The 24,996-nt window shown below is 58.9% G+C and carries 21 protein-coding genes and 2 pseudogenes; 13 read left to right on the top strand and 10 right to left on the bottom strand.

What is annotated here, in order from left to right; genetic code table 11:
• Positions 1–1,340 precede the first annotated feature (1,340 nt).
• The 4 genes from repA (at position 1,341) to V6765_RS01915 (ending at position 5,494) form a co-directional block, all read left to right on the top strand.
• Positions 1,341–2,558: a plasmid partitioning protein RepA gene (gene repA / locus V6765_RS01900; protein ID WP_448425986.1), complete on the top strand. Its 1,218-nt coding sequence runs from the start codon at positions 1,341–1,343 to the stop codon at positions 2,556–2,558.
• Positions 2,555–3,559 carry a plasmid partitioning protein RepB gene (gene repB / locus V6765_RS01905; RefSeq protein ID WP_448425988.1) on the top strand — a complete coding sequence of 335 codons (1,005 nt, stop codon included), beginning with the start codon at positions 2,555–2,557 and terminating at the stop codon, positions 3,557–3,559. Before repA ends, repB begins: the two co-directional genes overlap by 4 nt.
• A 206-nt stretch (positions 3,560–3,765) precedes the next feature.
• Positions 3,766–5,085 carry a plasmid replication protein RepC gene (gene repC / locus V6765_RS01910; RefSeq protein WP_448425990.1) on the top strand — a complete coding sequence of 440 codons (1,320 nt, stop codon included), beginning with the start codon at positions 3,766–3,768 and terminating at the stop codon, positions 5,083–5,085.
• Between the two features lie 16 nt (positions 5,086–5,101).
• The gene (locus tag V6765_RS01915; RefSeq protein WP_448425992.1) at positions 5,102–5,494 is read left to right on the top strand and encodes a VOC family protein; all 393 of its coding nucleotides are present in this window, start codon (positions 5,102–5,104) and stop codon (positions 5,492–5,494) included.
• Between the two features lie 45 nt (positions 5,495–5,539).
• On the opposite strand, the gene fic is transcribed toward V6765_RS01915, so the two are convergent.
• Positions 5,540–6,640, bottom strand: a complete 1,101-nt coding sequence (fic, locus tag V6765_RS01920) for a protein adenylyltransferase Fic (RefSeq protein ID WP_448425994.1) — start codon at positions 6,638–6,640, stop codon at positions 5,540–5,542.
• 299 nt (positions 6,641–6,939) lie between these two features.
• Between fic and V6765_RS01925 the strand changes: the two genes are divergently transcribed.
• Entirely contained in the window at positions 6,940–8,001 is a 1,062-nt protein-coding gene (locus tag V6765_RS01925; protein ID WP_448425996.1) for a DUF1963 domain-containing protein, read from the top strand.
• A 51-nt stretch (positions 8,002–8,052) separates the two neighbouring features.
• On the opposite strand, the gene V6765_RS01930 is transcribed toward V6765_RS01925, so the two are convergent.
• The gene (locus V6765_RS01930; RefSeq protein WP_448425998.1) at positions 8,053–9,132 is read right to left on the bottom strand and encodes a tyrosine-type recombinase/integrase; all 1,080 of its coding nucleotides are present in this window, start codon (positions 9,130–9,132) and stop codon (positions 8,053–8,055) included.
• A gap of 145 nt (positions 9,133–9,277) precedes the next feature.
• Here V6765_RS01930 and V6765_RS01935 point away from each other — a divergent pair, with 145 nt between their 5' ends.
• Together V6765_RS01935 and scpB are read left to right on the top strand one after the other, a co-directional pair.
• Complete coding sequence (locus V6765_RS01935; RefSeq protein ID WP_448426613.1) at positions 9,278–10,231, top strand: DUF1403 family protein; 954 nt, start codon at positions 9,278–9,280, stop codon at positions 10,229–10,231.
• A gap of 2 nt (positions 10,232–10,233) precedes the next feature.
• Positions 10,234–10,944, top strand: coding sequence for an SMC-Scp complex subunit ScpB (scpB, locus tag V6765_RS01940; protein ID WP_448425999.1), 711 nt, complete (start codon positions 10,234–10,236; stop codon positions 10,942–10,944).
• A 66-nt stretch (positions 10,945–11,010) separates the two neighbouring features.
• Here the strand turns inward: scpB and V6765_RS01945 are convergent, their stop codons facing one another.
• The 4 genes and pseudogenes from V6765_RS01945 to V6765_RS01960 all read right to left on the bottom strand — a co-directional run bounded on the left by V6765_RS01945 (position 11,011) and on the right by V6765_RS01960 (position 14,969).
• Positions 11,011–11,841 carry a DUF3883 domain-containing protein gene (locus V6765_RS01945; protein ID WP_448426000.1) on the bottom strand — a complete coding sequence of 277 codons (831 nt, stop codon included), beginning with the start codon at positions 11,839–11,841 and terminating at the stop codon, positions 11,011–11,013.
• A gap of 48 nt (positions 11,842–11,889) precedes the next feature.
• Positions 11,890–12,213 carry a helix-turn-helix domain-containing protein gene (locus tag V6765_RS01950; protein WP_448426002.1) on the bottom strand — a complete coding sequence of 108 codons (324 nt, stop codon included), beginning with the start codon at positions 12,211–12,213 and terminating at the stop codon, positions 11,890–11,892.
• Positions 12,203–12,563, bottom strand: a pseudogene (locus V6765_RS01955) (type II toxin-antitoxin system RelE/ParE family toxin). Before V6765_RS01955 ends, V6765_RS01950 begins: the two are co-directional and overlap by 11 nt.
• A 48-nt stretch (positions 12,564–12,611) precedes the next feature.
• Positions 12,612–14,969, bottom strand: coding sequence for a hypothetical protein (locus V6765_RS01960; protein ID WP_448426003.1), 2,358 nt, complete (start codon positions 14,967–14,969; stop codon positions 12,612–12,614).
• Between the two features lie 122 nt (positions 14,970–15,091).
• Between V6765_RS01960 and V6765_RS01965 the strand changes: the two are divergent.
• Positions 15,092–16,200: pseudogene (locus V6765_RS01965) on the top strand (RHE_PE00001 family protein).
• A gap of 44 nt (positions 16,201–16,244) precedes the next feature.
• Here V6765_RS01965 and V6765_RS01970 read toward each other — a convergent pair.
• Genes V6765_RS01970 through V6765_RS01980 form a run of 3 tightly spaced genes read right to left on the bottom strand, consistent with a single transcriptional unit; the run spans position 16,245 to position 18,470 of the window.
• The gene (locus V6765_RS01970) at positions 16,245–17,627 is read right to left on the bottom strand and encodes an exonuclease domain-containing protein (protein ID WP_448426004.1); all 1,383 of its coding nucleotides are present in this window, start codon (positions 17,625–17,627) and stop codon (positions 16,245–16,247) included.
• Positions 17,628–17,640: 13 nt separating this feature from the next.
• Entirely contained in the window at positions 17,641–18,150 is a 510-nt protein-coding gene (locus tag V6765_RS01975) for an ImmA/IrrE family metallo-endopeptidase (RefSeq protein ID WP_448426005.1), read from the bottom strand.
• 2 nt (positions 18,151–18,152) lie between these two features.
• Positions 18,153–18,470 carry a helix-turn-helix domain-containing protein gene (locus tag V6765_RS01980; protein ID WP_448426007.1) on the bottom strand — a complete coding sequence of 106 codons (318 nt, stop codon included), beginning with the start codon at positions 18,468–18,470 and terminating at the stop codon, positions 18,153–18,155.
• Between the two features lie 171 nt (positions 18,471–18,641).
• Between V6765_RS01980 and V6765_RS01985 the strand changes: the two genes are divergently transcribed.
• Both V6765_RS01985 and V6765_RS01990 read left to right on the top strand, forming a co-directional pair.
• A complete protein-coding gene (locus V6765_RS01985; RefSeq protein ID WP_448426008.1) occupies positions 18,642–19,346 on the top strand; it encodes a multiubiquitin domain-containing protein in 705 nt (234 codons plus the stop codon).
• Positions 19,343–19,675 (top strand): hypothetical protein, encoded by a 333-nt coding sequence (locus V6765_RS01990; RefSeq protein ID WP_448426010.1) that lies wholly within the window; start codon positions 19,343–19,345, stop codon positions 19,673–19,675. The genes V6765_RS01985 and V6765_RS01990 overlap by 4 nt, the downstream gene beginning before the upstream one ends.
• 44 nt (positions 19,676–19,719) lie before the next feature.
• Here the strand turns inward: V6765_RS01990 and V6765_RS01995 are convergent, their stop codons facing one another.
• Positions 19,720–20,085 carry a hypothetical protein gene (locus V6765_RS01995; protein ID WP_448426012.1) on the bottom strand — a complete coding sequence of 122 codons (366 nt, stop codon included), beginning with the start codon at positions 20,083–20,085 and terminating at the stop codon, positions 19,720–19,722.
• 92 nt (positions 20,086–20,177) lie between these two features.
• On the opposite strand from V6765_RS01995, the gene V6765_RS02000 reads away from it, so the two are divergent.
• From V6765_RS02000 to V6765_RS02010, 3 genes are all read left to right on the top strand, one after another.
• Positions 20,178–21,104: a HesA/MoeB/ThiF family protein gene (locus tag V6765_RS02000; protein ID WP_448426014.1), complete on the top strand. Its 927-nt coding sequence runs from the start codon at positions 20,178–20,180 to the stop codon at positions 21,102–21,104.
• A 199-nt stretch (positions 21,105–21,303) separates the two neighbouring features.
• On the top strand, positions 21,304–23,250 hold the full coding sequence (locus tag V6765_RS02005; RefSeq protein ID WP_448426016.1) for an ATP-dependent nuclease: 1,947 nt from the start codon (positions 21,304–21,306) through the stop codon (positions 23,248–23,250).
• On the top strand, positions 23,247–24,905 hold the full coding sequence (locus tag V6765_RS02010) for a UvrD-helicase domain-containing protein (RefSeq protein ID WP_448426018.1): 1,659 nt from the start codon (positions 23,247–23,249) through the stop codon (positions 24,903–24,905). Before V6765_RS02005 ends, V6765_RS02010 begins: the two co-directional genes overlap by 4 nt.
• The last annotated feature ends 91 nt before the right edge of the window (positions 24,906–24,996 follow it).

Consider the following 24,996-nt stretch of genomic DNA (forward strand, 5'->3'; position numbering starts at 1 on the left):
TTTGATCTGTCGTGCAGCGCCCAGCGCGGACGCGGCGTTTTCAATTGAAAACAATCGCGTACCGGCGCTGGTGGCTTAGCGTCGCGCCGAGGGCCCGGTCGCCGAATGGTCGGTCAGGCTGAAAGTTTTCAATTGAAAACACGTGGGTGAATATAGCTCGTCACGAACCGCCGAGCGCGACCCTTTTCCGAAATCGACGATATGTGCTGAAGCATTGTCTTGCGGCGCGCGTGGCTGGAGAGCGTTCTTCTTGAGAGGAATGACACCGTTTCTCACGCATCTCCGGCTGAGATGCTGGCCGACTTGTGCGGTGATGGATCTGATGGCGAGTTTTCAATTGAAAACAGTCGAGCAGTGGGTCGGGTTGAGGTCGTGCCGTCGGGCAGACTACTCGGCCGGCATCGCCACGACGGATGTCGAAGGGCAATCCGGCGTAAGGGCGGTGTAGACGGACGAGGCTCGCTGAATTTCGCCGGCGCGGTTCGTCTTGCAAGTTTTGCTTAGCGGTCTCGCCGCCGGTTCCATCAGGCGTGGCCGCGAATACCAACTGGCGAGCATCATGGCGTCTGTGCAAAGAACACGGAAGAGTCTTCAGAGCGTCGCCGGCATGTGAAAGCCGGTTTGCGGCGGCAAGGCGCGCCAGAACAAAGCGCATAATCGTGGGGGGCAGATCGGCCGCTCGATGACATGGTTGCGTCAACAGCACGATTTTCGCCGCCGTCCGAGGGCACCGTTGCGGCATGTGATGCTGCGCCGCCGCGGCGGCGCTGGTTATAACGCGCCGGGTCGGCGTCGTCAGGTTTTCGCATGCTCTCTTCGGCAACCAGTCTTCATAGGTCGCGTTGGACCGCATCGCGCGAGAGCACGAAAGACGTGTCGTCTTTTGACTCCTGATTAATGGAAAGATGCGTGACGAACACGGCGTGGCGACTGTCGTCGGTGATGGTATCCTTGGGAGTGCTCGATGAGTCGGCGCGTGGGCCTACGGCACGTGATGCGGGGGATGCCCGTCGTTCAAAGGGGAGGGGTGCTTGCGCAGAAATAGCTACTGGCACACCGCAATCGCCTCTTCGTCCAAGTCCAACGGTAAGGACAAAGCGCATCGTCGCCGGAGCGGCCGAGCGGATCGACGCACAAAAACCCGCTTTCGTTCAACTGACAAACACCGGCGTTAGAATGCTCGGGATGCCAGCATCATACCAAATGCCGCAACTCCCGAACCAGCAGGCCGTGGGGTACCGCGCCTGTTAATATTTGATTAACCAAAAACCCCTTGCAGAATCGGTGCGAGTCATGCAGCGTTGACGCAAATGGAGTGAAATCGGACAGGAAACCGTCAGATGACCGAAACAGCCGCATATACCGCGACCGGCGACACAGCGGCAAAGATCGAGGATTATACCGACCGGCTGTCCGCTGAGCTGCAGTCGATGCGCCAGCGCATCTATCCGCCGGAGGCGCATAAGCAGTTCACGCGCACATTTTCGACCCTCGATCTCGTAAAGCTGCTCGATGTGCCAGAAAGCACATTGCGGGCAATGACGATCGATGGCAAGGGGCCGCAGCCCTCGCGCGCGGATAATAACCGGCGCATCTATCAGGTCGGACAGCTTGCCGAGCTGCGCCAGTTTCTGGCCGACCGCCGCCCGGACGATGCCCTCAGGTTGTGGCCGCGCCGCAGGGGAGGGGAGAAGCTTCAGGTCGTCGCCACCGCAAATTTCAAGGGCGGCAGCTCCAAGACCACGACGTCGATCCACCTGTCGCATTATCTGGCGCTGCAGGGCTACCGGGTGTTGTGCATCGATCTCGATCCGCAGGCCTCGATGACCTCGATCTTCGGCCTCCAGCCGGAATTCGACGTTGGCGAGAACGAAACCGTCTATGCGGCGCTGCGCTATGACAATGAGCGCCGGCCGCTCGCCGATGTCATCCGCGAAAGCTATTTCCCCGGCATCGATCTTATTCCGGGCAATCTGGAGCTGATGGATTTCGAGTTCGATACACCGGCCTATCTCGCCCAGCGCGAGCGCGATGAGCTCGGCCTGTTCTTCGAGCGGCTGAAGAATGCGATCGCCTCGGTCGAGGGTGACTATGATTTCGTAGTGCTCGATACGCCGCCCTCGCTCGGCTATGCGACGCTGGCCGCGCTTTATGCGGCGACCGGTCTGATTGTCACGGTTCACCCGGCGATGCTGGACGTTGCCTCCTGCAATCAGTTCCTGATCATGATTTCCGATCTCGCCGATACGCTCGCGCAGTTCGGCGCCCGGTTCGATCATGATTTCCTGAAATTCCTGATGACCCGGGTTAATCCCAATGACGGGCCGCAGAAATACATGTCGAGCGTGATGCGGCGATTGTTCGAGAACGACGTGCTGGTCTACGAGGCGATCGAATCGACCGCGATCGCCGGCGCCGGCGTTGCCAAGAAGTCGCTCTATGAGCTGGAAAGCGGCGAGGTCGGCCGCGAGGCCCTGAAGCGCGCGATCGAGAGCGCCGACAATGTGAATGGCGAGATCCTGGCGCTTCTTCGGGCCGTATGGGGCAGGGCATCATGAAGAAGAACATCCTGAAAATGATGGCGGAAGCCAACAGCGACGAGAAGGCGCCGGAGCAGCCGGTCCCCTCGCCGCTTTCGCGTTCCAGGCGTGGTTCGTCCGTGGTCAGCAATGTCGGCAAAGCGTTGAATACGCTGTCGGAATCGAGCAGTGTCGTGCTGGATCCCGGCAAGATCGACGCCTCGCCCTATCGTGACCGTTTCGAAAGCGATGGCGAGGCGACGGAGGAGATCGAAAGCCTCGCGGCCTCGATCCGCGCCGAAGGGCAGAAAATGCCGGTTCTGGTTCGGCCGCACCCCACGGCCGAAGGGCGCTACCAACTCGCCTACGGCCATCGCCGGCTTGCCGCGATCCGGTTGCTCGCCGCCGAAAGCCGGACGCCGGCTGAGGTGACGATCCGTGCCTATGTCCGCCCGCTCGATGACCGGGAACTGCTGGTGGAGCAATCGCTCGAAAACGGCGTGCGCGAAAACCTCACCTGGATCGAGCAGGCGCTGTGGGCGGCGCAATTGCGCGAGGCGGGTTTTTCCAGCGTTGCGATCGAGCCGGTGCTTGGCCTTTCCAAGACGCCAATCTCGCTGATGCTGAAGGTCGCCAACGCGGTCCCCAACGATATCATTTTCGCCATCGGTCGCGCCAAGGGCGTTGGTCGGCCGAAGTGGATGGCGCTTGCGGAAACCTGCCTGAAGGGCGGGGACGAGGCGGCGTCCCGCATCCGTTCCATCCTCGATAATCCGGCCTTCCAGTCCGCCGATGCCGCGCGGCGCATCGATCTCGCGGTGAAGGCCGCGCGCGGCGGCGAGGACAGGACCGCGGAGAAATCCGTTCGCGAACTGGTCAGCAATGGCAGGAGCCTGGGCCGGATCGCAACCGGCGCCTCTGGCACCACGATATCGATCGCCAGGCAGGAATCCGGCTTCGCCGAATGGCTTTCCGAGCGCATGGATGCCCTCGCCGAGGAGTATTTTTCATCAACCACCGGCGCCAATCGCGAAGATTAAAAAACAGCGATGGCCCGATGGGCGATAACCGAAACAGGAAAAGGAGAGAAACAGACAAAAGAAAAGGCCCCCAAACGACAAGCGTCCGGAAGCCGATAAGTTCTTAGCACCTACTGATTCGCATTTCCGGCCGTCCCAGTCAAGTGGCTGCAGTTCATTCCGTGAGCTGTGGATGGGATTTCTTTTGCCTTTTTGAGAGGTGAACCATGGACAATGCGATGACAACGACGCCCTTTGGGCGGCGGCCGATGTCGCTCGCGATGCTTTCAAGCCAGAAAGTGGCGCGGGAAGCCCCCAAGGGGGCACGGCTCAACAAATGGAAACTGTTTCATACCGTGCGCGAGGCTAGGGCTGCGCTCGGGGCCAGCGATCGCGGCCTTGCGATCCTGAACGCGCTTTTAACCTTCTATCCCGAAAACGAGCTCTGCGAGGAAACCGGGTTCGTCGTCTGGCCCTCGAACGAGCAGCTGATCGCCCGCGCCAACGGCATCTCGCCGGCAACGCTGCGCCGTCATCTGGCGGTCCTGGTCGAATGCGGCCTGATCATCCGTCGCGACAGCCCCAACGGCAAGCGCTTCGCCCGCAAGGGCAGGGGAGGGCAGGTGGAGCAGGCCTATGGCTTCGACCTGTCGCCGCTCGTTGCCCGCGCCGAGGAGTTTGCCGCGATGGCCGCGCGGATCGCCGAGGAGCGTCGGGCGCTGAAATGCGCACGGGAACGGTTGACGCTGCTGCGCCGCGATATCGTCAAGATGATCGAGGCCGGGCTTGATGAGGGCGTTCCGGGCGATTGGGCAAAGATGAGCCAGGTCTATCGCGGCATCATCGACCGGCTTCCGCGCGTCCCGGACCTGGCGATGGCGGAGGATATTTGCGATGCCCTGGCTCTGCTGCATGAAGAAGTGCGTGAGACATTAGAATTTCACGTAAATTCGCAAAATAAGAACGCCAATGAGTCTCACACTGAGCGCCACAAACAGAATTCAAACCCAGAATCCCAATCTGAATCTAAAAACGTGTTTAGAAATAAACCAGAAGCGAGTGGCAACGCCGATGAAACCGACAACCTGCACAGCCTGCCGAAGCGAGAAATGCCATTGGCACTGGTGCTGGACGCCTGCGAAGGCTGGCGGGATCTGGCGAAGGGCGGCTCCATCCGCAACTGGCGGGAGTTTCTGGGCATCGTCGAGATCGCACGGCCGATGCTGGGCGTCAGTCCCAGCGCCTGGCGCGAGGCGGCGGAGGTGATGGGCGACAAACAGGCCGCGATCACCCTTGCCGCGATCTATCAGCGCGGCAACGAGATCATCAGCGCCGGCGGGTATCTGCGGAACCTGACGGAGCGGGCGAGAGACGGCCAATTCTCCGTCTGGCCGATGGTAATGGCCCTGTTGAGGGCGCGCATTGAGGCCGGAAACAGCCCGCCGCCGCCAAAACCCGATGACGATAGCGCAGGGGAGGACGGTCGCCATGACGGTTTCTCGGTCTCGCCCGCTTTGGCCCGATCGTTGAAGAGGCCGCGATCATGATGCGAAAGGCAAGCCCTTGTTCAGCCATGTAACACTTGGAACCAATGATATCGAATGCGCGGCCAGATTCTATGATGCCGTGCTCACCCCGCTCGGGCTTGAGCAGCGTCCCGTCGAACCTGACGGCGGGCCGGCAGCGCGTTGCTGGATTGTAAAGGGGCGTCCTCTTCCGCGCTTTTATATCTACGAGCCGTTCGACGGGGCGAAGGCAACCGCCGGCAATGGAACGATGGTGGCTTTCGAAGCGGCCTCGGTCGCCGCTGTGGACGCCGCCTATCGAGCGGGTCTGTCCTGCGGAGGACGTGACGCCGGCGCGCCGGGCCCAAGACCGCATTACGGCGACGGCTATTATGGCGCGTATCTGCGCGATCCCGATGGCAACAAGGTCCATTTCGTTTTCAGGGGATAGAAAGAGCTTTGCCGTCGGGAGGCTTTGTTCGGTGGAGATGCGATTTCACCCGGCCCCGCCCGGCGTCCGGTCGCTCAGAAGCGCGAGCAGGGCAGGGTTGATATAGAGGTTTTCGCGTCCGGCCTTCACCTCCTGCAGCAATCCCGCCTCGACAAGCGCCTTCAAGTAGACGGAGGCGGCCTGACGCTTGGCGATGCCGGCCTGTACGAGATCGCTGATCCTGCAATATGGATTGACGAAGATCACCTCGGCCAGCTCGCGCGAATAAATCTTCGGCAGATCGCGGCGGATACGCGCGGCGGTCTCGTCGAGCAGATCGCGAATGGCGCGGATGCGCGCGGTCGACCAGTCCGCCGTCTCGCGCACGGCCTGCAGCATGTAGAGGATCCATGCTTCCCATGCGCCATCCGTGGTCACGGCCAGCAGCCGGTCGTAATAGGCGCGTTTGTGGCCGATAACGTAGCGGCTGAGATAAAGCACCGGGATATCCAGGAGACCCTTGTCGACCAGATAGAGAAGGTTGAGGATGCGCCCGGTGCGGCCATTGCCGTCGATGAAGGGATGGATCGCCTCGAACTGGTAGTGCATGACGGCGAGCCGGATCAGCGGATCGATCTCCTCGGCCTCGTGGATGTATCGTTCCCAGTTGGCGAGCTTGTCGCGCAGCAGGGCCTGACCTTCCGGCGGCGTGTAGATGACGGCGCCCGTCGCCTCGTTCATCAGCGCCGTGCCCGGCGTCGTGCGGATGTCGAGATCGACGCCCTTGATCGTGCGGCAGACGGCAACGGCGGTCGATGTCGAGATCGGCCGGGTCTTCAGCGACTGAAAGCCCTCATTGAGCGCAGTGCGATATCTGAGCGCCTCCTTGGTGGCGGGATCGGCCCGCTCCGCCGGCTCATTGGCAAAGCGGAACAGCCGGTCGGTCGTGGTGACGATGTTTTCGATCTCGGAACTTGCCTGCGCTTCCAGCAAGGGGATCGAGTTGATGAGCACGGACTGGTTGGGGATGAGCTGTCCGGAAACGCAAAGCTCCGCAAGCGCCGCCCGTGCGTTGATGCAGGCCTTGAGCACCGCCTTGCTCTCCACGTCTTCGCGCGGGGGAAGGGGAGGCAGCGCGTTATAGGGCGTGTCCGGTTGAAATGACATGTCGCGAGCTCCCGTTCTGATCGACACATTGCAACGGATATGTCGCTGTCATCGACATAACAGCCAAACATGTCGATGGAAAGTAATTTTATCGACATGTTTATGTCTCGTAAGCTGGTTTTTCAAGCGCGGAGACTATGAATAGCTGACATAACCCCGCTTGGACACGGTGATCGCTCGCGCCTCTTTCTGATGGCAGAACCACAATCTTCCACTGCAAGGCGGCGGCTTGCAAACTCGCCACGGATTTGGCTTACCATACTATTGTGAATGGACGCGCTCGGGGTACTATCCGCTACATGACCATAGAGCCTCTGCCGCAAAACCATGATGACCTCGTTCTCTCAATGAACGAGACGGGTCTGGATCAGGACATCATATCAGTTCTCGCCGCGCAGGCGCGCCCCGCCCTTCTTTTGCGGACGTCTCAGAGCGAGGAAGACTCGATCTCGCTGGGAGCATCCAAGATCGGGGGCAGGCCAGACCTCCCGCCGGATATGGCTTGGCCAGTAAGGCCTCCATACCCGGATGCGCACAACAGAGCTGCGCATTACAGAAAGGAAGCCGACCGCCTGCTTGCGGAATCAAAAAAGCCGGCTGCCTGGATGACGTCAGAACAGGCTCAGCGCTTCAGCTCGGAGTATCAGAAGAAGGCGGACGCTATTGAATCGGAATTCCCGCTGGCGTTTTTCGGACAGTTCAATCTAGCCGATCTAAGCAGGGAAGCCGGTTTTGATGCGATCTTTCCCAGCGATGGCCGCCTGCTTCTGTTCTATGATTTCTGGGAACAGCCGGAGGAGTTCACCCCCGAGGCTTCAGTGGGATGGCGCCTGTTGTGGGATACAACACCCGTCTCGGCGCTCGTCCGAATGCCGATTCCAGACGCATTGTCATCGATCTCGGGCGACGACTGGTCATGCGTTTTTCGTGCGGCTCAAATTTCTACCCAAACCATTCTCACGCCGATCGAGCTCAATGACAAATCATGGAATGCATTTCCGCTGGATGACGAGCCGGCGCTGCAGGCCTATCAGGAGTGGTTATCCCGATTCGGGACGCCAGACATGACCGATCGGGACAATCATCAGTTCGGAGGCTTTCCGCAAACATTGCAGAATGGCCTGCAGGCTCGCAATCAGTTGGCGGCCAATGGCCTGAACTGTGGTCTATCGGAGGCTTGGGAGACGGATGCCGCGAAAGAACTTCTGAAGGCCGCCAAAGATTGGAGGCTTGTTTTGCAGATTGGCGTTGATCGCCATGCGGGTATCCCTCAACCCGGTGCCTATTACGTGATGATGCGGGAACAGGATATCGCAGCCCGACGGTTCGACCGCGCGCGCGTAACCTACCAATGTGATTGATCAGGCTCGCGTTCTCGTTTTGCTCCGTCCTGGCGGCGTTAGGCGGAGAGCCTACAACCCTGCCGCTTTGGTGAGATTAACGCGGAACCTGTCACGCCTGCGCTGGTATCGCCTTGTCATCTCGGCCGACGCATGGCCGAGCTGCTTCTGGACATAACGCTCGTCGACCTCGGCCGAGGAGGCAAGGCCCGCTCTCAAGGAGTGACCGGAGAACAGTTTTTTCCGTTCGGCCTCCGGCAACTCGCCGCGAATGCCGGCGGCGAGAACAGTCTTCTTGATGAGGCGGGCAATCTCCTGGTCCTTCAGCCGTTCGGGGCCGACGGCCTTGCCTTTGCCGGTGACCCGGCGGAACAGGGGGCCGTGGCCGATCCTGCCGAGTTTCAGCCAGGTTTCGACCGCGGCGACCGGGCAAGTGAGATCCGAGGAACCACGGCCAATCTCCACCTCGCGCCAGCCGGTCTTGCCGCGCAGCGTTACCAGCATCCCCTTGTCGAGGATTTCGATCCAGCCGTTGCCGTCTTCCGTCTGGTCGCGGCCGCAATCGAGCGCGACGATTTCCGAGCGGCGCAGACCGCCGGCAAAGCCCATCAGCAGCATGGCGCGGTCGCGCAGGCCGCGGAGCGTACCGCGGTCCAGTGTTTCGACCATGGCGATCAGCTCTTCCGGCAGGATCGCCTCCTTCTGGCGCGGCGGGGCGGCATGGCGATTGCGGATGCCGGCCAGCACCGTGGCGATGTGACGATCGCGGCGATCGAGCGCGAGGCCGCGCTGCGCATAATTCCATGAGATTGCCGACAGCCGTCGCTCGATGGTGGAGACCGCGCTCGGCTTTGCCCGGGGAGCGGCTTCCCCGGAGGCAAGCGCGGTGATGTAGAGCCCGACCGTCTCGGGATCCGGGGTGAGGGCGGAGAGCCCTTGCCGCCGGCACCAGCTCGAAAAATGCGCCCAGTCGGCGGCATAGGCGCGCCGTGTATTGGCCGAACTCGAGGCGTCGACATATCCGCGGGCGCGTTCGACCAGCGGCGCAAGATGTCCCGTCAGCGCGCCTGACGACCCGGACGGCTGCACTTCATAGGCGGCCCCTGTGCCGAGAGACGGGCTGGCGTGCGGATCGGCGTCGTTTTCGGGCATGGAGGGCCTCAAAATGGGTTTTTTCTTTATAATGAGCATTATGAACGATAATGCAAGATTATCAATCGTAATGAAGAAAAGACAAGCTGTGCGGTTATATCGATTATGCTGGCATAAACCGCTCGTATCATATACCCTCAACGCCATGGATTCGATCACCACGCCACACGTCAAAACCGCCGCGCCCACCGCGCCCCTGCCAGCCTGGGCCCGCCCGCGCGGCCCCGATATGAGCGAAGCCGATGCCGCTTTCCCGGCCGGTATCGCCCTGAAATCACTGGATGATCTCGTCCGCGCCGAACCGCCATGGGCCGGCTGCTGGAGGGAGCGGCAGGCCTTGAAATGCGCTGCCGCCGCCGTCCGCCTGACCGGCCGTACCGAGGACGAACACGCGTTGCGTGACGCGCTTTTGCTTACCGTCGCCGGCGACGATCCAGGACCGGCCGGAAAGATGTTTTCGGCCTACAAAAGGCTCGCCGCCCGAAAACCCGGGTTTGCCGCTAAGCAGGTCGAAGGTCTCGCCGACCTGACGGGTCTCGTCTTCGACGACCAACTTGCCTCTATCCCGGTCCTCGCGGATACAGCACTTCAGTCCGGCCGGGCCGTTCCCTTCGTGGTCGCCGACTTTGTGACCGCGGTCCTCGCCATCCGCCCGGATGCCGAGCCGCTGGCCTGGGCCATGGCCGACATGATGATCGCCACCTTGCTGAAATGGAACCGGCCCGTGCCGCTGCTGATGGCCGAGCGCTATGGCCCGGCGTTTCGGACCATCGGCGGCAGGGGACGCGTGCGGCCGGGCGAGCCGGCGTTCCCCCGTGCGGTCTGTCTCGCCATCGCCGACGGAGCCGTGGCCGCATTGCGCTCTGCAGATCCGATCGCCCGCCGCGCCGAAACGCTTGTGGCCATGGCGCCGAAGGTGCGGACCAAGGGCGCGGGCCCGGTTATTCAGAAACTGCTGGACGAAGACGCTATCCCGGCGAGCGCGCCCGGCAGCAACCTCTCCCGCTGGGCCGCAACCCGCCTGTTCGAACGGCTCGAAGGTTTTGGCGCCGTGCGCGAATTATCGGGCCGGTCGTCGTTCCGGATGTATGGGCTTTGACCATGACCGGATCCCCTGCCCCCAAAACACGCCGCCGGAAAGCGAACGCCGCAGCCGGACGAGAAGGGGCGAACGCCGCAGACGACCGTCTGTTTGATCGCGAGCTCGAGGCGCTGCCGCCCGAACTGCGCTGGCGCGAATGGATGCTCAGGGTTGAGGCGGTGATCTTCGCCGCCGCCGAGCCGGTTACCCGCGAAACACTTTCCCGCGTCGTCGGCAGGGACTGCAGCATCGACCTGCTGATCGATGATCTCCGCGAAGAACTCACCGGCCGGCCCTACGAAATCGTTCCGGTCGCCGGCGGCTGGCAGCATCGCAGCCGCCCCGCCTATGCCGACGCCATCCGCGCCTCCGCGGCGCCAACAAGGGGTGGCGTGTCAGCACTCTCCGAGTTCGAATCCATGGTGCTGATGGCCATCGGCTATTTCCAGCCCATCACCCGCGCCGAACTGTCAAAAATCTTCGGCAAGGAGGTCAGCCGCGACACGATCGGCTCGCTCCGCAACGCCGCCCTCATCGCCTCGGGCCCCCGCAGCCCGACACCCGGTGCGCCCTACACCTACGTCACGACAAAGCATTTCCTGTCAGCATTCGGCATGGAAACGCTCCGCGATCTGCCCGATATCGAGGCGCTGGAGGATGCCGGACTGCTCAGCAGAGCCGCCGTGCAGGAGGAGGCGATGGCGGCCGAGGTGGAGGGCGAGGAGGAATAAGGCTGTTTCCGCAGGGCTCGCGAGACTCCTTGAACCTTCATGACGACTGCCACCCCGAACCCGCCTTCAGTTGAAGGCGGCCTGAAACTGCGTCGCCATCAGCGAAACATGGGCTTCAAGCGGCGGCCGAAGCTCGAATGCGCGGGCGTCATGGGAAAAGTCGAACAGACGCACGAGGCTCCATTCGTGGCGACGGGCGTCCGCCACCTCCAGCTCGTTTCTCGAGATATAAAAAGGCGTGCGCTCCCATCCATTCGTCGTTTTCACCTCGATCAAACGTGGAAATCCGTCGGGCGCGAAACTGGCAATATCATAGCCTGCGCCGTCACCGTCCTCCTGGGAGACCCAGCGGACCTTCGCGGCCAGATCCCTCCGACCCGAGGCCGCAAGATGGGCGCGTTCGTGATGGAAAACGCGCTCTTCGCCGGCTTTGCCAAGCGCGCGGTTTCGCTCATCCCTTCCCGCCACATCAAATCTGCGCGCGATCGCCTCGATCTGTGACAGTTCGGCCGGAGGCGGCGCATTCTGCATCGTCGGCGGCACGCCGAAGAACAGGGGCGGGGCTTCAGCGAAACCTGGATGCATTTTCGCCGCGCTCGCCGTTTCGAACGACGGGTTCCTGGCAAGCCATCGCGAAACGGCCTCCGCCAGCGCCATCTGAAAATTGAAGCGGGGTTGGTAGCCGCCGATGTAGGGAAGGCCGAAGCCGATCAGCGCGGCCGAGATGTTGCAGTTCTTGAACTCGATCGAGCCTTTGGACCGGCCAAGGGACTGCTGCAGGCGCCGGTTGTTCATCGCCTTGTTATAGGCGCGACCGGCCAGCTCATTCTTCAGCATGTCGAAGTAGACGGCGACGATCGCGTCGTTTTCCGGATCAGACCAATGCTCAGCGTTCATGGCGCCAGGCTATGATGGCAAAACTGCTTTGTCACGGAGAGAATCCCGTCAACCGAGCATCTGCAGCCCATGCTTCTGTACCAGCGACAGGAGCTTGAGCGCCGGCCCGCTCGGCCGTTTGGCGCCGGTTTCCCATTTCTGCACCGTCGACGGGCTTGTGTTCAGGTAACGGGCAAAGACCGGCTGGCTGACGTGATTGTGTTCGCGCAGAGCCTTGATCGCGTCAGGCGTCAGTTCCTGCGGGATTACAAGGCAGTCCTCATCGAAGGTCCGCATTGTTTCCTTGTCGATGGTCCCGGCTGCATGCATACCTTCAACCGTACTGTGGATCGCCTCGAAGGCGTCGCTCTTGAACTTGCGTTTAGTCGCCATTGCCTATCTCCAGCAGGGCGCCGATCCCGAGTTCCGCCTCGAGGTCGGCAGTCGTCTTTCGACGGTAAAGCTCTTCGAGCTTCCGGAATGCCGCAAGCTCGTCATCATCAATGTTCGCCCGGTCCTTCTTGGCGAAGAGATAGGCGAATACGTGAGAACTCTCCGGCTTTTGCCAGAACGATGGACCGATGCATGTTTTCGTTGAGTCGCTTCTTGAAGACGCCACCACCGAGATCGTCGGCCTGACCAAGGGCAACCTGATGGATTGCCTTCGACAGAGCCTTGTCGGAAATTCGGGCCTTCTTTGCCGCCTTTGCGAACCACGCTGTTTTGAACACTCGTTCTGACATTTATCTATATAGCACCTAGTGCTATATTCCTCAAGGTTGAAAAGGCAGCTATGCCGCCTCCCATACCTGATTTAGAATTCGGGCGGCAAGCGCTGCCTTGTCCTGTGGCAGAAAGCGGCCATAGTGCTCTTGAACGACATCCGGCGTATCCTGGATCGCGTAGCTCGCCTGTTCGTAAGAGCCGGTCTGCTTGAGGATGTGCGTTGCCAGGATGTCGCGCAGATTATGAGGGCCGTGCGGCAGCAACCCCTTGATGGCGCCGCGACCGGTGTATGGATTATAGATCCCATAACGCTGTATCACCGTGCGCCAGGCTTCATAGAACGTGGTGGAGCCGTATGCCGCCTGCTTGCTGGTCGTCTTCACCGTTTTGACGAACAGGGTGCCGGGATCATCTGCCGGTCCGAGCAATACGCCGCGGTGACGATCGATATAGGCCTCGAGGTATTTGTAGAGATCGAGCAGGTCGGGCAGGATCAGGCGGAATGGCTTTTGTCCGAAGAAGGACGAGCCGGAGTTCTTGAAGGCCACGGACGGTATGAGCACTTCCCATCCGCTATCGCGGTCGCTCCAGCGTAGCTCGCCGCATTTCATGTCTTCCAGCCGTCGCTCGGATGTCGGGAACTGGCCGCGAGGGCAGACGCGAAGCTGGCGAAGGTTCTTCTGCCGAAGTCCCAGATGCAGACCGAGACGAAGCAGCAGGAACGACCGCACCGCCTCCGCAGCCGCGCGCGGATAGCGGTCTTCGTCTGGCATGCGTCTCAAAATCTCGTCAGTGATCTTGCGATATTCCGAAAGTGGGCTGTCCGCTTCCAGAACGCACATGATCGGTTCGAAGGGGTCGCGATGCACCCGCATCACTCGCTGGATTTCTTTTGAGCGGTAGCCGGCATGACGGTGGAACGCATCGCAGGCGCCATGCCAGTCCCGAGAGGCAAACGCGATCTCCTCCGGCGCAATCAAGCCTTCGATCGGGCGAACTTTCTGCAAGAGTTCGGGATGCTGCCGGATCCAGCCCACCTCTGAGCGAGTGAGGGATTGCGCGACCATCAGCATGTCTTCTTCCCATTTGGTGTAGAAACCACGGCGCTGTTCCCGCCATTGCAGATACCAATCCCAGACACCAGGGAAGATCAGGAGCCCAAATGTCAGCTGGCTGAGCGGAACGCCACGGCCTTTGACAATGCCGGCAGGAGAGGCGGCAAGCGCGCCGAACATCAGACCGAGATGTTCGATCTTCTGCGATGCCGTTTCCTCGCCCCAGACCCCGTTTCTTTGCAACCCGATCGCCGTCAGCGTCGACGTCTTGAACCGGATGAGATCGGCCATCTCCATTGCCAGCCGCGGCGGCGCATCGACGACACCGGATAGCAAGTCGGGATCCTCGAAAGATTGCACAACCGTATTGTGAATGTTCTCCGCCAGGGAATGCTCCCGGGGAGAAAGCGATCCGCCACCATAGGTGACGCCAGGAAAGCGAATGGCATAACGCTGTTTGCTGGCCTTGGCCTGATAGCGCCGATAGTCGGTTGTTCCCGAGATGATGACCCGGCGGACCCAATCAACAATCTCCTCCCGCTTGCTGAAGGGAAGACTGCTGAAATCATCAGGAAGGTGCACCGCAATCCGTCTTCGCTCGGCAGGACTGATATCGCCAAGGTCGTGACCATGGAGAGAGCGGTTCTGGTGTGGCAGCTTCGCCTTGAAATATCCTTCCGGCAATCGGTACCGCTTTTCGATGCGGGAGAGAATTCGGAAACTCGTGACCGATCTCGGCACGCTTTTGCCCTCAAACCAGGATAGCATCGTCTTGTGGTCGAATGTTTCATCGAGCCGGACGATGGCGCGATAAAGCTGCCAGTAGTTCTCGCCGAACCGACGCATCTGATAGGCAAGAGCCTCCTGGAAACCATCGGGATCATGTGCCGCATCGAACAGCGGCTCCGGGAACTCGTGGATCGGCTTCGGCTTGGGGCCTCTTGAAACCCGCGTGGGTTCCGGTTGTGAAAGGCTAGCCGTAGTTCGCCGATGCTTTCGGGTGGAAGAGCCTTTAACACTTGAGGCATCGCGAGCGGCATTCCCTTGTCGGACCCTAGGCTTTGGCGCCTGGCCGTCCTCGGACAGGGCAGGGGCGCCGAGCCATCGAGTGATTGCATCCAATGCAATGCGGAACTGCTTCTTCAAATCAGCGGAAATCTCATCCTCAATCCCACAGCCATCGATGACTGCAGCCCAGTCGATGCGTCCGTTCCGCAACGGTGGTGACTTTCGATAGGTGACAAGGCTGGTGAGATAGGACTTGATCTTCTCCAACGTGCGCTTAGTCGCGACCGGCGCTATGCGTACCTCGCAGAATTTTGAGATTTTTTGCTGAAAGTGATGTGATGAGGGATCATTTCTTGGCATGCTCTTATTCCGTTGCAATCGGCACCAACGCCGAGAGGAACCGGAGATAGAAATTGCTGTTTAACAAATGATGCACTCAGCAAAGCGAATGTCGACTACGGTGACGTGCCTCCGATACTGGATTGGCAATTTCGAACATTTTGGAACCGGCGTTTCGCGCCGCTATCGCCCTCACGCGTCTCGACGAGCGTATCGCTCGCTCATCGTTCGGCGCCGGCTTCCGCGAGCGCTAAAACTTCGCCGATGCCTGCGCCTCGCTGCGGATCGACGGCGAACTTGTCCATCTCGAAGACCTCGTCCTCCACGACGCCACCCGCGATATCCGCACCCCCACCCATGAGCTGACAATCGCCCGCGACGTGCTGCGCACCCGTCGGCGGTTTGGGCGCTGTCATCGGAAGGCATTCGCACGCTCCGGCAGACATCGGAGAACGCCTCATCCGGCACTGAGGCGGTGGAGGCCGCCAGCACAGTGCGGAGCGCGGCTGCGATCGATCCGGAAGGGGAGGGGAAAGAAATCGATGAAACCAAAGGGCTTCCCGGCGTCGACTATGCCACCATCGATGCGGTGCTCGTCCGATCGGAGGCGGCCATCGAGGATGCAACCCGGCCTGGTCGCGCCGGTGGCCGTGCGATGGCCAGCCGTCCCGAGAAGGATCCGATGATCTATGACCTCGACTGGGACGAGCATGCCCGGCTCGATGAATGATGTGGTGTGTTGCGTCAGGCCGAAAACCTGCTGGCGGTGCTACAGGCGATCGTTGCCCTCGATGCCTGGAACGAATTGTCAGTCCTGCAGCATGCGGCCTGGCTTGGCCGGCTGTTCTCCGCCGCGATCCTGCGCCAGGCCGGCGTCAAGTCAAGCACGCATCTTGCCGCCATAAATCTCGGCGTTAAAGCCATTCCCGTCGATCGGCGCCGGCATCGTGATCGGGAGACCCGGTTGCTAGCCATCGCCCACGGGTTTTTGGCGGCCGCCGAGATTGGCTTGAAAGGGCATGACCGGCTGACGCTGGCGAAGACAATGATGGACCGAAAGCTCGACGGGCGCCGGACGTCTTCAAAGCTGCCGGAACTGGTCGAGCTTGTGATGGCGAAACCGCTCGTGTCGTCAGGGATGGTGGCGAAGGCGCTCGACGTCCCGCCGCAGGCGGTGCGGCGGATTGTTTTGGAACTGGGGCTCATCGAGATGACGGGGAGGGGGAGGTCTCGGACTTGGGGCGTGCTTTGACGCAAGTGGCTCAGGCGGCCTCTGAAGGCTATGGGCAGAATCGACTAAGGAAACCGGTTGGCTAGATACTTGCTGAAACCGTCCAGTATGCGCCGGTCGCTTTCGGAACACTCGGCTGACAGAGCTTGTATCTCGGCGGTCGCCTTTGGCAGCGTGGTCCAGGGCGCGTCGGTGATCGATCCGTCCAGTCTTCGCTGGACCTCTCCGCGGAGTGCTGATTGGCGGTGCTGAGCTAGTAGGTCGGGCCGCTCGTGCAGAACCAGCCGTTGTGCGAGCCGTTGCAGTCGCCGATCTCCGAACCTACCGATGAAGTTCGCGCGATCTGGCCAATGTGCGAGATGAAATTGCTGACATAGTGCTCCATCTGTATCCCCGATGTAGTCTTCGTAGATTTGCTCTTCGACGTGCTCAGAGGTCGGCCAGACCGGCTGGCTTGCCTGGATTGCGGTCGACAATCTTCGCAAAAACTCCTCGTCAGTACGAACTTTCTGAGCCACGCGCTCAATGTCTTGGGAAGGCGCGGGCAGCAGACTTTGGTCTTCGAGTTCCCAGAGTTGGGCCATGACGGGAGATGCATTCGCCCGCAGCTTTCGGATTGGTCCGTCAGGGCGGCTTACTTCGACGAACAGCTCTTCGTTCGACAGCCGACCCAGCGAATCCATATCTGTCGCCAGATCGAGGCAATAGTGCAAGTTCCGGTCGGTCGGATGTGTGCTAACGAGCGTGACGCACACGAAGTCACTGCCAGCCCTATCGTCCAAGAGTGCGAAAGTTTCCTCCTCTTGAACAAACTCCACCACATTCCGGCGGTTTGCGAACCTGGAGAAGCTCGACCATGCGTCGGGAGCACGATCTCGGATAACTCGGCACAGCGCTAGGGTCGTCTGCGCGTCAGACAGGGCATCGTGGCTACGGTCGAATTGAATGCCGTTTGCTTGGCCGATATCTGATAGCCGAAAAGATCGCCGGCCCTCAGGGTTTACAGGTATTGTGAGGGCTCCGGGGTTGAGAAGAGCGACGGCGCGAGCGAGCCTTAAGACGTCACCACGATTATTATTGATGCTCGTGACGTACATCGGGTGCCGTAAGTTTTGATAGAACGCCTGCCGAAGGAACTCCTCGTCGAACCGTATGGAGTTGAATCCTAGAAACATGGAGGGGCTCCACCGAAGAAAAGCCTCATGAATCTCGCAAACTGCTTTGTAAAGAGATGGTACGGTGGGATCGATGATCTCCTCGATCGTAAGACCTGTAACGAGCAAGGCTTTCGGGGATGGCAGAATGCTCGGAAGAAGCCGGGCTCGAATGTGCAGAGGTGTATCTATCTGCTCCAACTCGTCGTCGGTATGTATCGCCGCGAACCGCAGAATCTGATCGAAACGCTTGTGAAGTCCGCTCGTTTCCAAATCGTAGACAACGAACCCCACGCCGCTTCTACCTTTATAGTTGCTGTAAGCGATATTGGAGCGCTACGGGGCTTACCTTGAATTTCTTGGCAACTGAGGCGATGGCCTCTTCGTCTTCCAAATCAAAGTTTTTTCCACCGAGCGCTTCGATCAAAACTGCCTTCGGCATCAGAAGCTCGGCAGCGAAATTGTTGGCTTCAATTTCGACGGCGTCTGTTCCCTCGGAGGCTAGCGTATCGCGTCTAAGAACGCCTTTGTCGACGTGAACCTTGGATTGCAGTCGCTCTTCGTGAAGCACGAAATGGGCGAGTTCATGTGCAATCGTGAAGCGCTGGCGTGTTGCGCTATGCAATGAGTTCACTCCGATAATCTTCTTGCCATCTTTGATGAACGCCATGCCGGACAAGTCACCGTCGAACGGGGCATACTGGACGGCAATCCCCATGCTTCGGACGATGCGATCCACAGGGACTGGCGCAGTTCGGACGTTGAATTGCGCCAATATCTCTATGGCTCGCTCGCGAGCTGTCTGCTTATCGACCATGGTTAGCGCGATCCGAGTGTTCGGACAAAGTGCTCAATCTGCGCGCGCTCGCGGTCATTGACATCGCTCCCCTCAAATTGAACCGGTTCCGAGTTCTCGGCGAACCAAAACGACTCTGGGACGAGATCAGTTATCGACTTAATCTCAAGCGCGTTTGCCAGCCGGTAGAGCTGGTGGAGAAGCACTTTCTGCCGACCAGTCTCGATATTCGCCAATGACGCTCGCGTCAGATCGATCCGCCCAGCCACGTCGGCTTGGGTGAGTCCCAGTTCGTGTCGGCGCTTGGCAACAGCCAATCCGAAAATTCTGTAAATTTCCATGTCGGACATTGTGAACAAAACAACAACTGTTCGCGAAAATTGTCAATAGGGCTCACCTCGAATGTGCGCATTAAAAACATTACGAAAAATTAATGTGTGTGATATAGACAGCAAATCGATTCTGCTGTTCCATATTGATGCGAGAAAACGATCAGTGAAAGGACCGAAGAGATGCGGATCTCTGAAGCAGAAATTGAGGCAGCAGCCATGAGCAAGGAAAAGCAGTTCGCGTTTGAATGGAGCGACGAAACGTTCGAGTTCCGGACGGAGCATATCGAAGACGCCAAAATCGTCGGTGTGCAGATCGGCGAGATCGCCAAAGCGTATCCGATTGAGGCCTTCGCCATTCTTCGTCATTTGAAGGGCGGCGAACTCGAATCGATCCGACCGACCGAGGCGGTGGATTTGACCGATCCCGGTGTCGAGCGCTTCTTTGTTGTGAAGGGGCCGAGCAACAACCGCTTCACCGTGGAAGGTCGCTCAATGGAGTGGCCACAGGATTTGCTTGCGGCTAAGCACATTAAGTTCTTGGCTAACGCGGGGCACGACCAGACGCTTTTCCTAGACACTGATGACGGCGATATAGAGTTCGATGATGAGGATATCGTCGATTTGTCGCCCCGCACCGTCGAGCGCTTCAAGCTTCGCAAGGCAAAAAAGACCGTCACGGTCTATTATAAGGAAAACGCCTTCGAGCTCGAACGCCGCAAGTGGACGACCGAGGAATTGCTGGCTGCCTTTCCGGTTCCCGCCGGCTACAAGCTCGATCTGATCGGCGCCGACGGTGAATTCAATGAACTGAAGCCTGGCGAAGTGATCAAAGTTCGGGAAGGCATGGAATTCTCCTCGCATCCCCCGGTAGGGCAGTCGTCATGAGTAGCCCTACTGTCGAACTGCAGAAGCTCCGCAAGATCTGCCCCAAAGCCGAACTTTGGGAGGAGGGCGGCCAGCCGGCCGTCTTCCTACCGGGGCTCAAGATCAAGTACGCGGGCGCGCGCGTTGCCGTCGATGCTCTTCTTATGCCGGGCTATCACAGCGGATATTCTACACGCCTGTTTCTCGATAAACCCTTCGTCAATCGCGGGCAAAACTGGACGACGCATACCGTTGCGGGAAACACCTGGCACGCCATGTCATGGAACGGTGTCGCGGCGTCGTTGGGATGGGATGAAATTCTCGCCGCGCATCTGGGGCCTCTGCAATGAATGTCTGTCTGAAAATCAATGGAGATCTTCTCGATAAAGTTCGATCAGACCTCCATCGCCCCCATCCCTTCGCTCATGAGCGGGTTGGGTTTCTCATCGCTGCAGCTGCTTCCGACGGGCAAGGTGGGATCATGTTGCTCGTCCGCCGATATCAGGCTGTGGCAGACGAGGATTATGAGCGGCATCCGAAGGTCGGCGCTCAGATCGGCTCGGATGCAATGAGAAAGGCTGCACAAGCCAGCTATCGGCCGCCGAGCTCCCTTCTTCATGTCCACACCCACGGCGGCCACGGTCGCCCTGGCTTTAGCCGCACTGATTTGGATAGCGCTGTGACGTTTGTGCCAGGGTTTTTCGAGACCGCGCCGCGGATGCCCCATGGCCTTCTCGTGCTGAGCGACGATTCCGTTCACGGATTGCTCTGGACGTCAGCAGATCGTCCGGCGATCCCAATCACTTCCTTCAAGAGAATTTCTGCTCCTATTCGGGCAGACTGGAGCGCCTCATGACTTGGCTGGATCGGCAGAGCTTCCTTGGAGAAGATAGCACTCAAACTCTCGACGATTTAACTGTGGGTCTTGTTGGCCTTGGTGGCGGTAATTCGCATGTCGTTCAGCAGTTGGCGCATCTGGGTATTGGCGGGTTTGTCCTCATCGATGACGACATGATCTCCGATAGCAACCTCAACCGGCTGGTTGGCGGAACGTGCGCAGACATCGCCGAAGGACATGCGAAAACAGAAATATCTAAACGCGTGATTATGAGCGTCAATCCAAGTGTCCGCGTTTCCTGTCACAAGGCAAAATGGCAAGAGGTTGCTGATCAGCTGCGGATTTGTGACATCGTGGTTGGCGGCGTTGACCGCATCATTGCCAAAAGCGAGCTCGAAGCGTTCTGCCGGCGCTTCCTTATTCCTTACATTGACATGGGAATGGACGTGCATCGTCTCGGCAAGGGCGACGAGTTTTTGGTCGCGGGACAAGTCGTGCTGTCTTCCCCCGGCGCTCCGTGCCTACGCTGTCTTGGGATCGTGACAGATAATGCGCTAGCTGATGAGGCAGGTCGATACGGAGAGGCAGGCAGCAAGCCCCAGGTCGTATGGCCCAACGGAGTCCTAGCCTCTGCCGCCGTCGGTTTGCTCGTCCAATTGTTTACGCCATGGCACGGAAAGCCGGTCCGATCAGCATACTTTGCTTATGATGCGAACGAGGGCACGATGGTCGCGTCAGAACGTTTGCGTCGGAGAGCAGATAAGCCCTGCCACCACTTTCCGCTTGCGGATGTGGGGGACCCTCGGTTCGACATACGAGATCTTCTCAACGTTATCGAGGACGATGGCCTGAAGGAAGAGATTGCCCTCTCTTGCCGACCCTCAATCAACTGGATCACTCGGCTCTTAAAATGGCTGCGGTTCAATATCACCAAAATTTAAAATCGCATGCGCTGGGCCTATCGCGAGATGATTGATTTAATTCCGACTTTTTAGTCGGCAAATCAGAGTGCTTCGATAGCGGCTGGTATGAACGCGCTTCAGACCAACCGTCGTCGTCTGCATGTAACCCTATCGCGATTTTAAGAAAATCAACGTAATGCTATGTGTAGCGTAATATTTGAGTATTGGGGAGGAAACCGTGAAACTTGTCCGATTGCGCCTATCAAATTTTCGTTCGTTCGGACCGGTGGCCACGGAAATCCGGCTGAACGACATGAGCTTTCTCCTCGGGCCGAACGGCACTGGCAAAACGGCTGTGCTCCAAGCACTTGCTCGAATGTTCAGTATCGATCCGGCGCAGCGAAAGATCCGCGTATCCGACTTTCACGTCCCTTTCAATGTTGCTTTGACAGACCTTCCTGAAGACCGAGATCTCTGGATTGAGGCAGATTTCGAATTTCCGGAGTTGGCAGTCGAGGGCGATATCGAAGAAGATCTTCCCGCGGTGCCAGGTAATTTCGCTCACATGCAACTGGCTACGGCCGTTGGTCCGGCGGTGGTGCGCTATCGGCTGAAGGCGACGATCGATAGCGACGACTATATCGAGGAAACCTTCACCTATGTCACTCGTGACGACGATCATGGGTTGCCGGTCGAGGAGAGTCGTGCGTCTAAGCATGACCGCAATGCGATCCAAGTGCATTATCTTCCGGCCCGCCGGAACCCGGCCGATCATATCTCGTATTCTGCAAATGCACTCATTGGTCGGCTGCTTCGTTCGGCGGACTGGAGCGGCGAGCGAGAAGATATCGCGGAACTCACTGCGGAGATCAGCGAAGCACTCATCGAGAATGCCGCCGTTGACGGCATCACGCAGGAGCTGGCTAACCGCTGGGGCGCTTTGCACAAGGGAGCGCATTTTGCGAATCCTGCCGTTTCGTTCGGACAAAGCGAACTAGAAAATTTGCTTCGCCATCTCAGCGTCGGTTTCACGCCTGGGTATGCAGAATCGATAGTCGATTTCACACGACTGAGCGACGGACAACAGTCTCTCCTCTATATTGCCTTGGTACTTGCCGCGCATGGCACTGGCAGCAAAGTTTTGAACGGCGAGCTCGCGGCCGCATTTGACATTGAGAAGCTGCGTCCGGCAGTCTTCACACTTGTCGCGATCGAAGAACCGGAAAACAGCCTCTCGCCGCATTATCTTGGGCGAGTGGTGAAATCGCTGACTGACTTCGCAAGAGGCAGAGATGCCCAATCCCTCCTTGCAACACATTCGCCTTCTCTCCTCAGGCGAGTGCCCCCAGAGCATGTCCGCTATTTGCGCCTGAACGAAAACCGTGCAACCGTCGTCAAGCCAATCAAGCTGCCAGATGGGGATGCAGCTCAAAAGTTCGTCCGCGAGGGTGTGCAGGCATTTCCGGAACTCTATTTTTCCCGGTTCGTCGTCCTTGGAGAAGGGGATAGCGAAGAAATTGTCCTTCCTCGTTTGATGGCCGCACGTGGAATTCTCACAGACGATGCATCTGTGTCGGTTGTCCCGCTTGGCGGCCGGCATGTGAACCACTTCTGGCGGCTCCTGCATGGCTTAGGGATCCCGCACGTAACGCTGCTCGACCTTGATCTCGCGCGCCATCAGGGGGGGTGGGGTCGGGTTAAGTATGCCGCTAAACAGCTGCGGAACTACAGCGATATTGTCGCGGTCGATTTCACGGACGACGACGTTGAGGAAATTCCCGCATGGGACGACGAGCAAGGATTGCTTGTTAACGACGACGGCTGGATCAATCGTCTCGAAAGCCACAAGGTCTTCTTTTCAAACCCGCTCGACCTGGATTTTATGATGCTCGAGGCCTACCCGCAGGCCTACAAAGTCGAGGCCGACGAGTTGGAAACCGCGGACGCAGATGCGCTCAAAGCGGTCCTCGGGAAGAAGCACGACGGAGTCGTAAATCAGTACACAGATGAGCAGCTCGAATATTTCGACGCTTACCACAAGCGATTCAAACTGGGCAGCAAGCCAACCTGGCATGTCCGAGGCATGGCCGGGATGGAGGACGATGAGTTCGTGGCCAGTTTGCCTGACGTCCTCGATCGGATGTTCGATGCGATTGAAGCGGCCCTTGTGGAACTGCCGGGATGAAACCCGAACAATGGAAACCGGCAGGGGGGCTGCAGCTTGAACCAAATGCGCTCATCGCGGCGAAAGTGAACGACCGAAATCTCGCGCTTACCGCAGGGCCGGGCGCCGGGAAAACTGAGATGCTCGCGCAGCGCGCCGATTTCCTGTTGCGCACGGGGACCTGCCGATACCCAAAAAGGATCCTTGCGATCTCTTTCAAGGTGGACGCGAGCCATAATCTCAAAGCACGGGTTCGCAAGCGCTGTGGTCCCGACCTCGCTCGACGCTTGGACAGCCACACTTTTCACGCCTTTGCAAAACGGATCATTGATCGCTTTCGTCTGGTTCTCACCGGACAAGACGCACTCGATGAGGATTATAGCATCGGCCCAAACCGTATCGAAAGAGTCTCGATCACTTTTGCGGATATGGTGCCTTTGGCAGTGCAGATCCTCGAAACAAGTGCGCTTGCCAGAAATGCGATCAGGCAGACCTACAGCCACGTTTTCCTTGACGAATTTCAAGATTGCACGAACACGCAGTTCAGGCTGATTGAAGTCTGCTTTCGTGGCACGCGTACCAACCTCACAGCAGTTGGTGATACCAAACAGCGCATCATGGGGTGGGCAGGCGCACTTGAGGGCATCTTTGCTACCTATGCGGAGAATTTTGATGCTCGGCCATTAAACCTATACCAGAATTTCCGCTCGAAGCCGCGGCTTCGTCGGATGCAGAATGCGATGGTCCGTGTAATGGATCCGCCTGCGGCAGTTGATGACGATGCTCTGCCCGGGGACGACGGCGAGATTGAAGTCTTGAGGTATTCTGACTCTGACGAGGAAGCCGCTTCGCTTGCTGACACGGTTCGTCGTTGGATCGATGTCGAGGGGATCGAGCCTTCAGAAATTGCGATCCTGGTGAGCAAGCAGCAAAACTTGTATTGCCAGAAGTTAACTGGCGCCTTTCAAGAGCTGGCGATCCCTTTCCGCGAGGAAGATAATTCTCAAGATTTGGCTGCGGAACCTGTCGCGGCCTTCATCGTCGATTTCTTCCTCGTGGTCGGCTCCGACCGGCAGCCGGCTGCCTATAGCCGCCTCTTGGAAGTCGTGGTGATGCAGCACGAGCAGGATGAAGAGCGCGAATTTGGCTCCCGCGCGCGGTGGGACGGGTTTGTCGCTCAAGTCAGGCAGCAGTTAAAGGCCGGAACACTCGACCTCTCCGATAGGCAGGTCATAGGCGCGACGGTAGATCAGCTGCTTGCAGTGATCGGGCGCGACGCGATAGTTTCGCTTGCCCCTGACTATGCCAAGGGCAACCGACTGGATCAATTGATTGAGCAAACGGTCGATCGACTGGATCAGGTATTGGCCGAGCACAGCGACATTGGTACAGCCTTGGCAACTTTTACCGGAGATCGTGCCGTCCGTATTATGTCGATACACAAGAGTAAAGGCTTGGAATTCGACTCTGTAGTCCTCCTCGGCGTCGAGAACCAGACCTTTTGGGGAGAAGATGAAGCAGAGCGATCTGCATATTTCGTGGGTGTATCTCGTGCGAAACGGCGCTTGCTACTTACTGTCTGTGAGACGCGTGAGCGTCCTGTTGGGGCCAAGCGCTGGACGACAGCGAGAACGGAGCACGAAGAATTCGTCCAGTACGCCGAGGAATATCGCTAGGGTCACCAAATAGCGCACTAAAGCTATCCAGGGGTATTTTGCCCGCCCCTCGCCAACCTTCCGCTGGTTCGCAATTGTGTGCTTCGGTTTG

The organism is Martelella sp. FOR1707 (assembly GCF_053484265.1).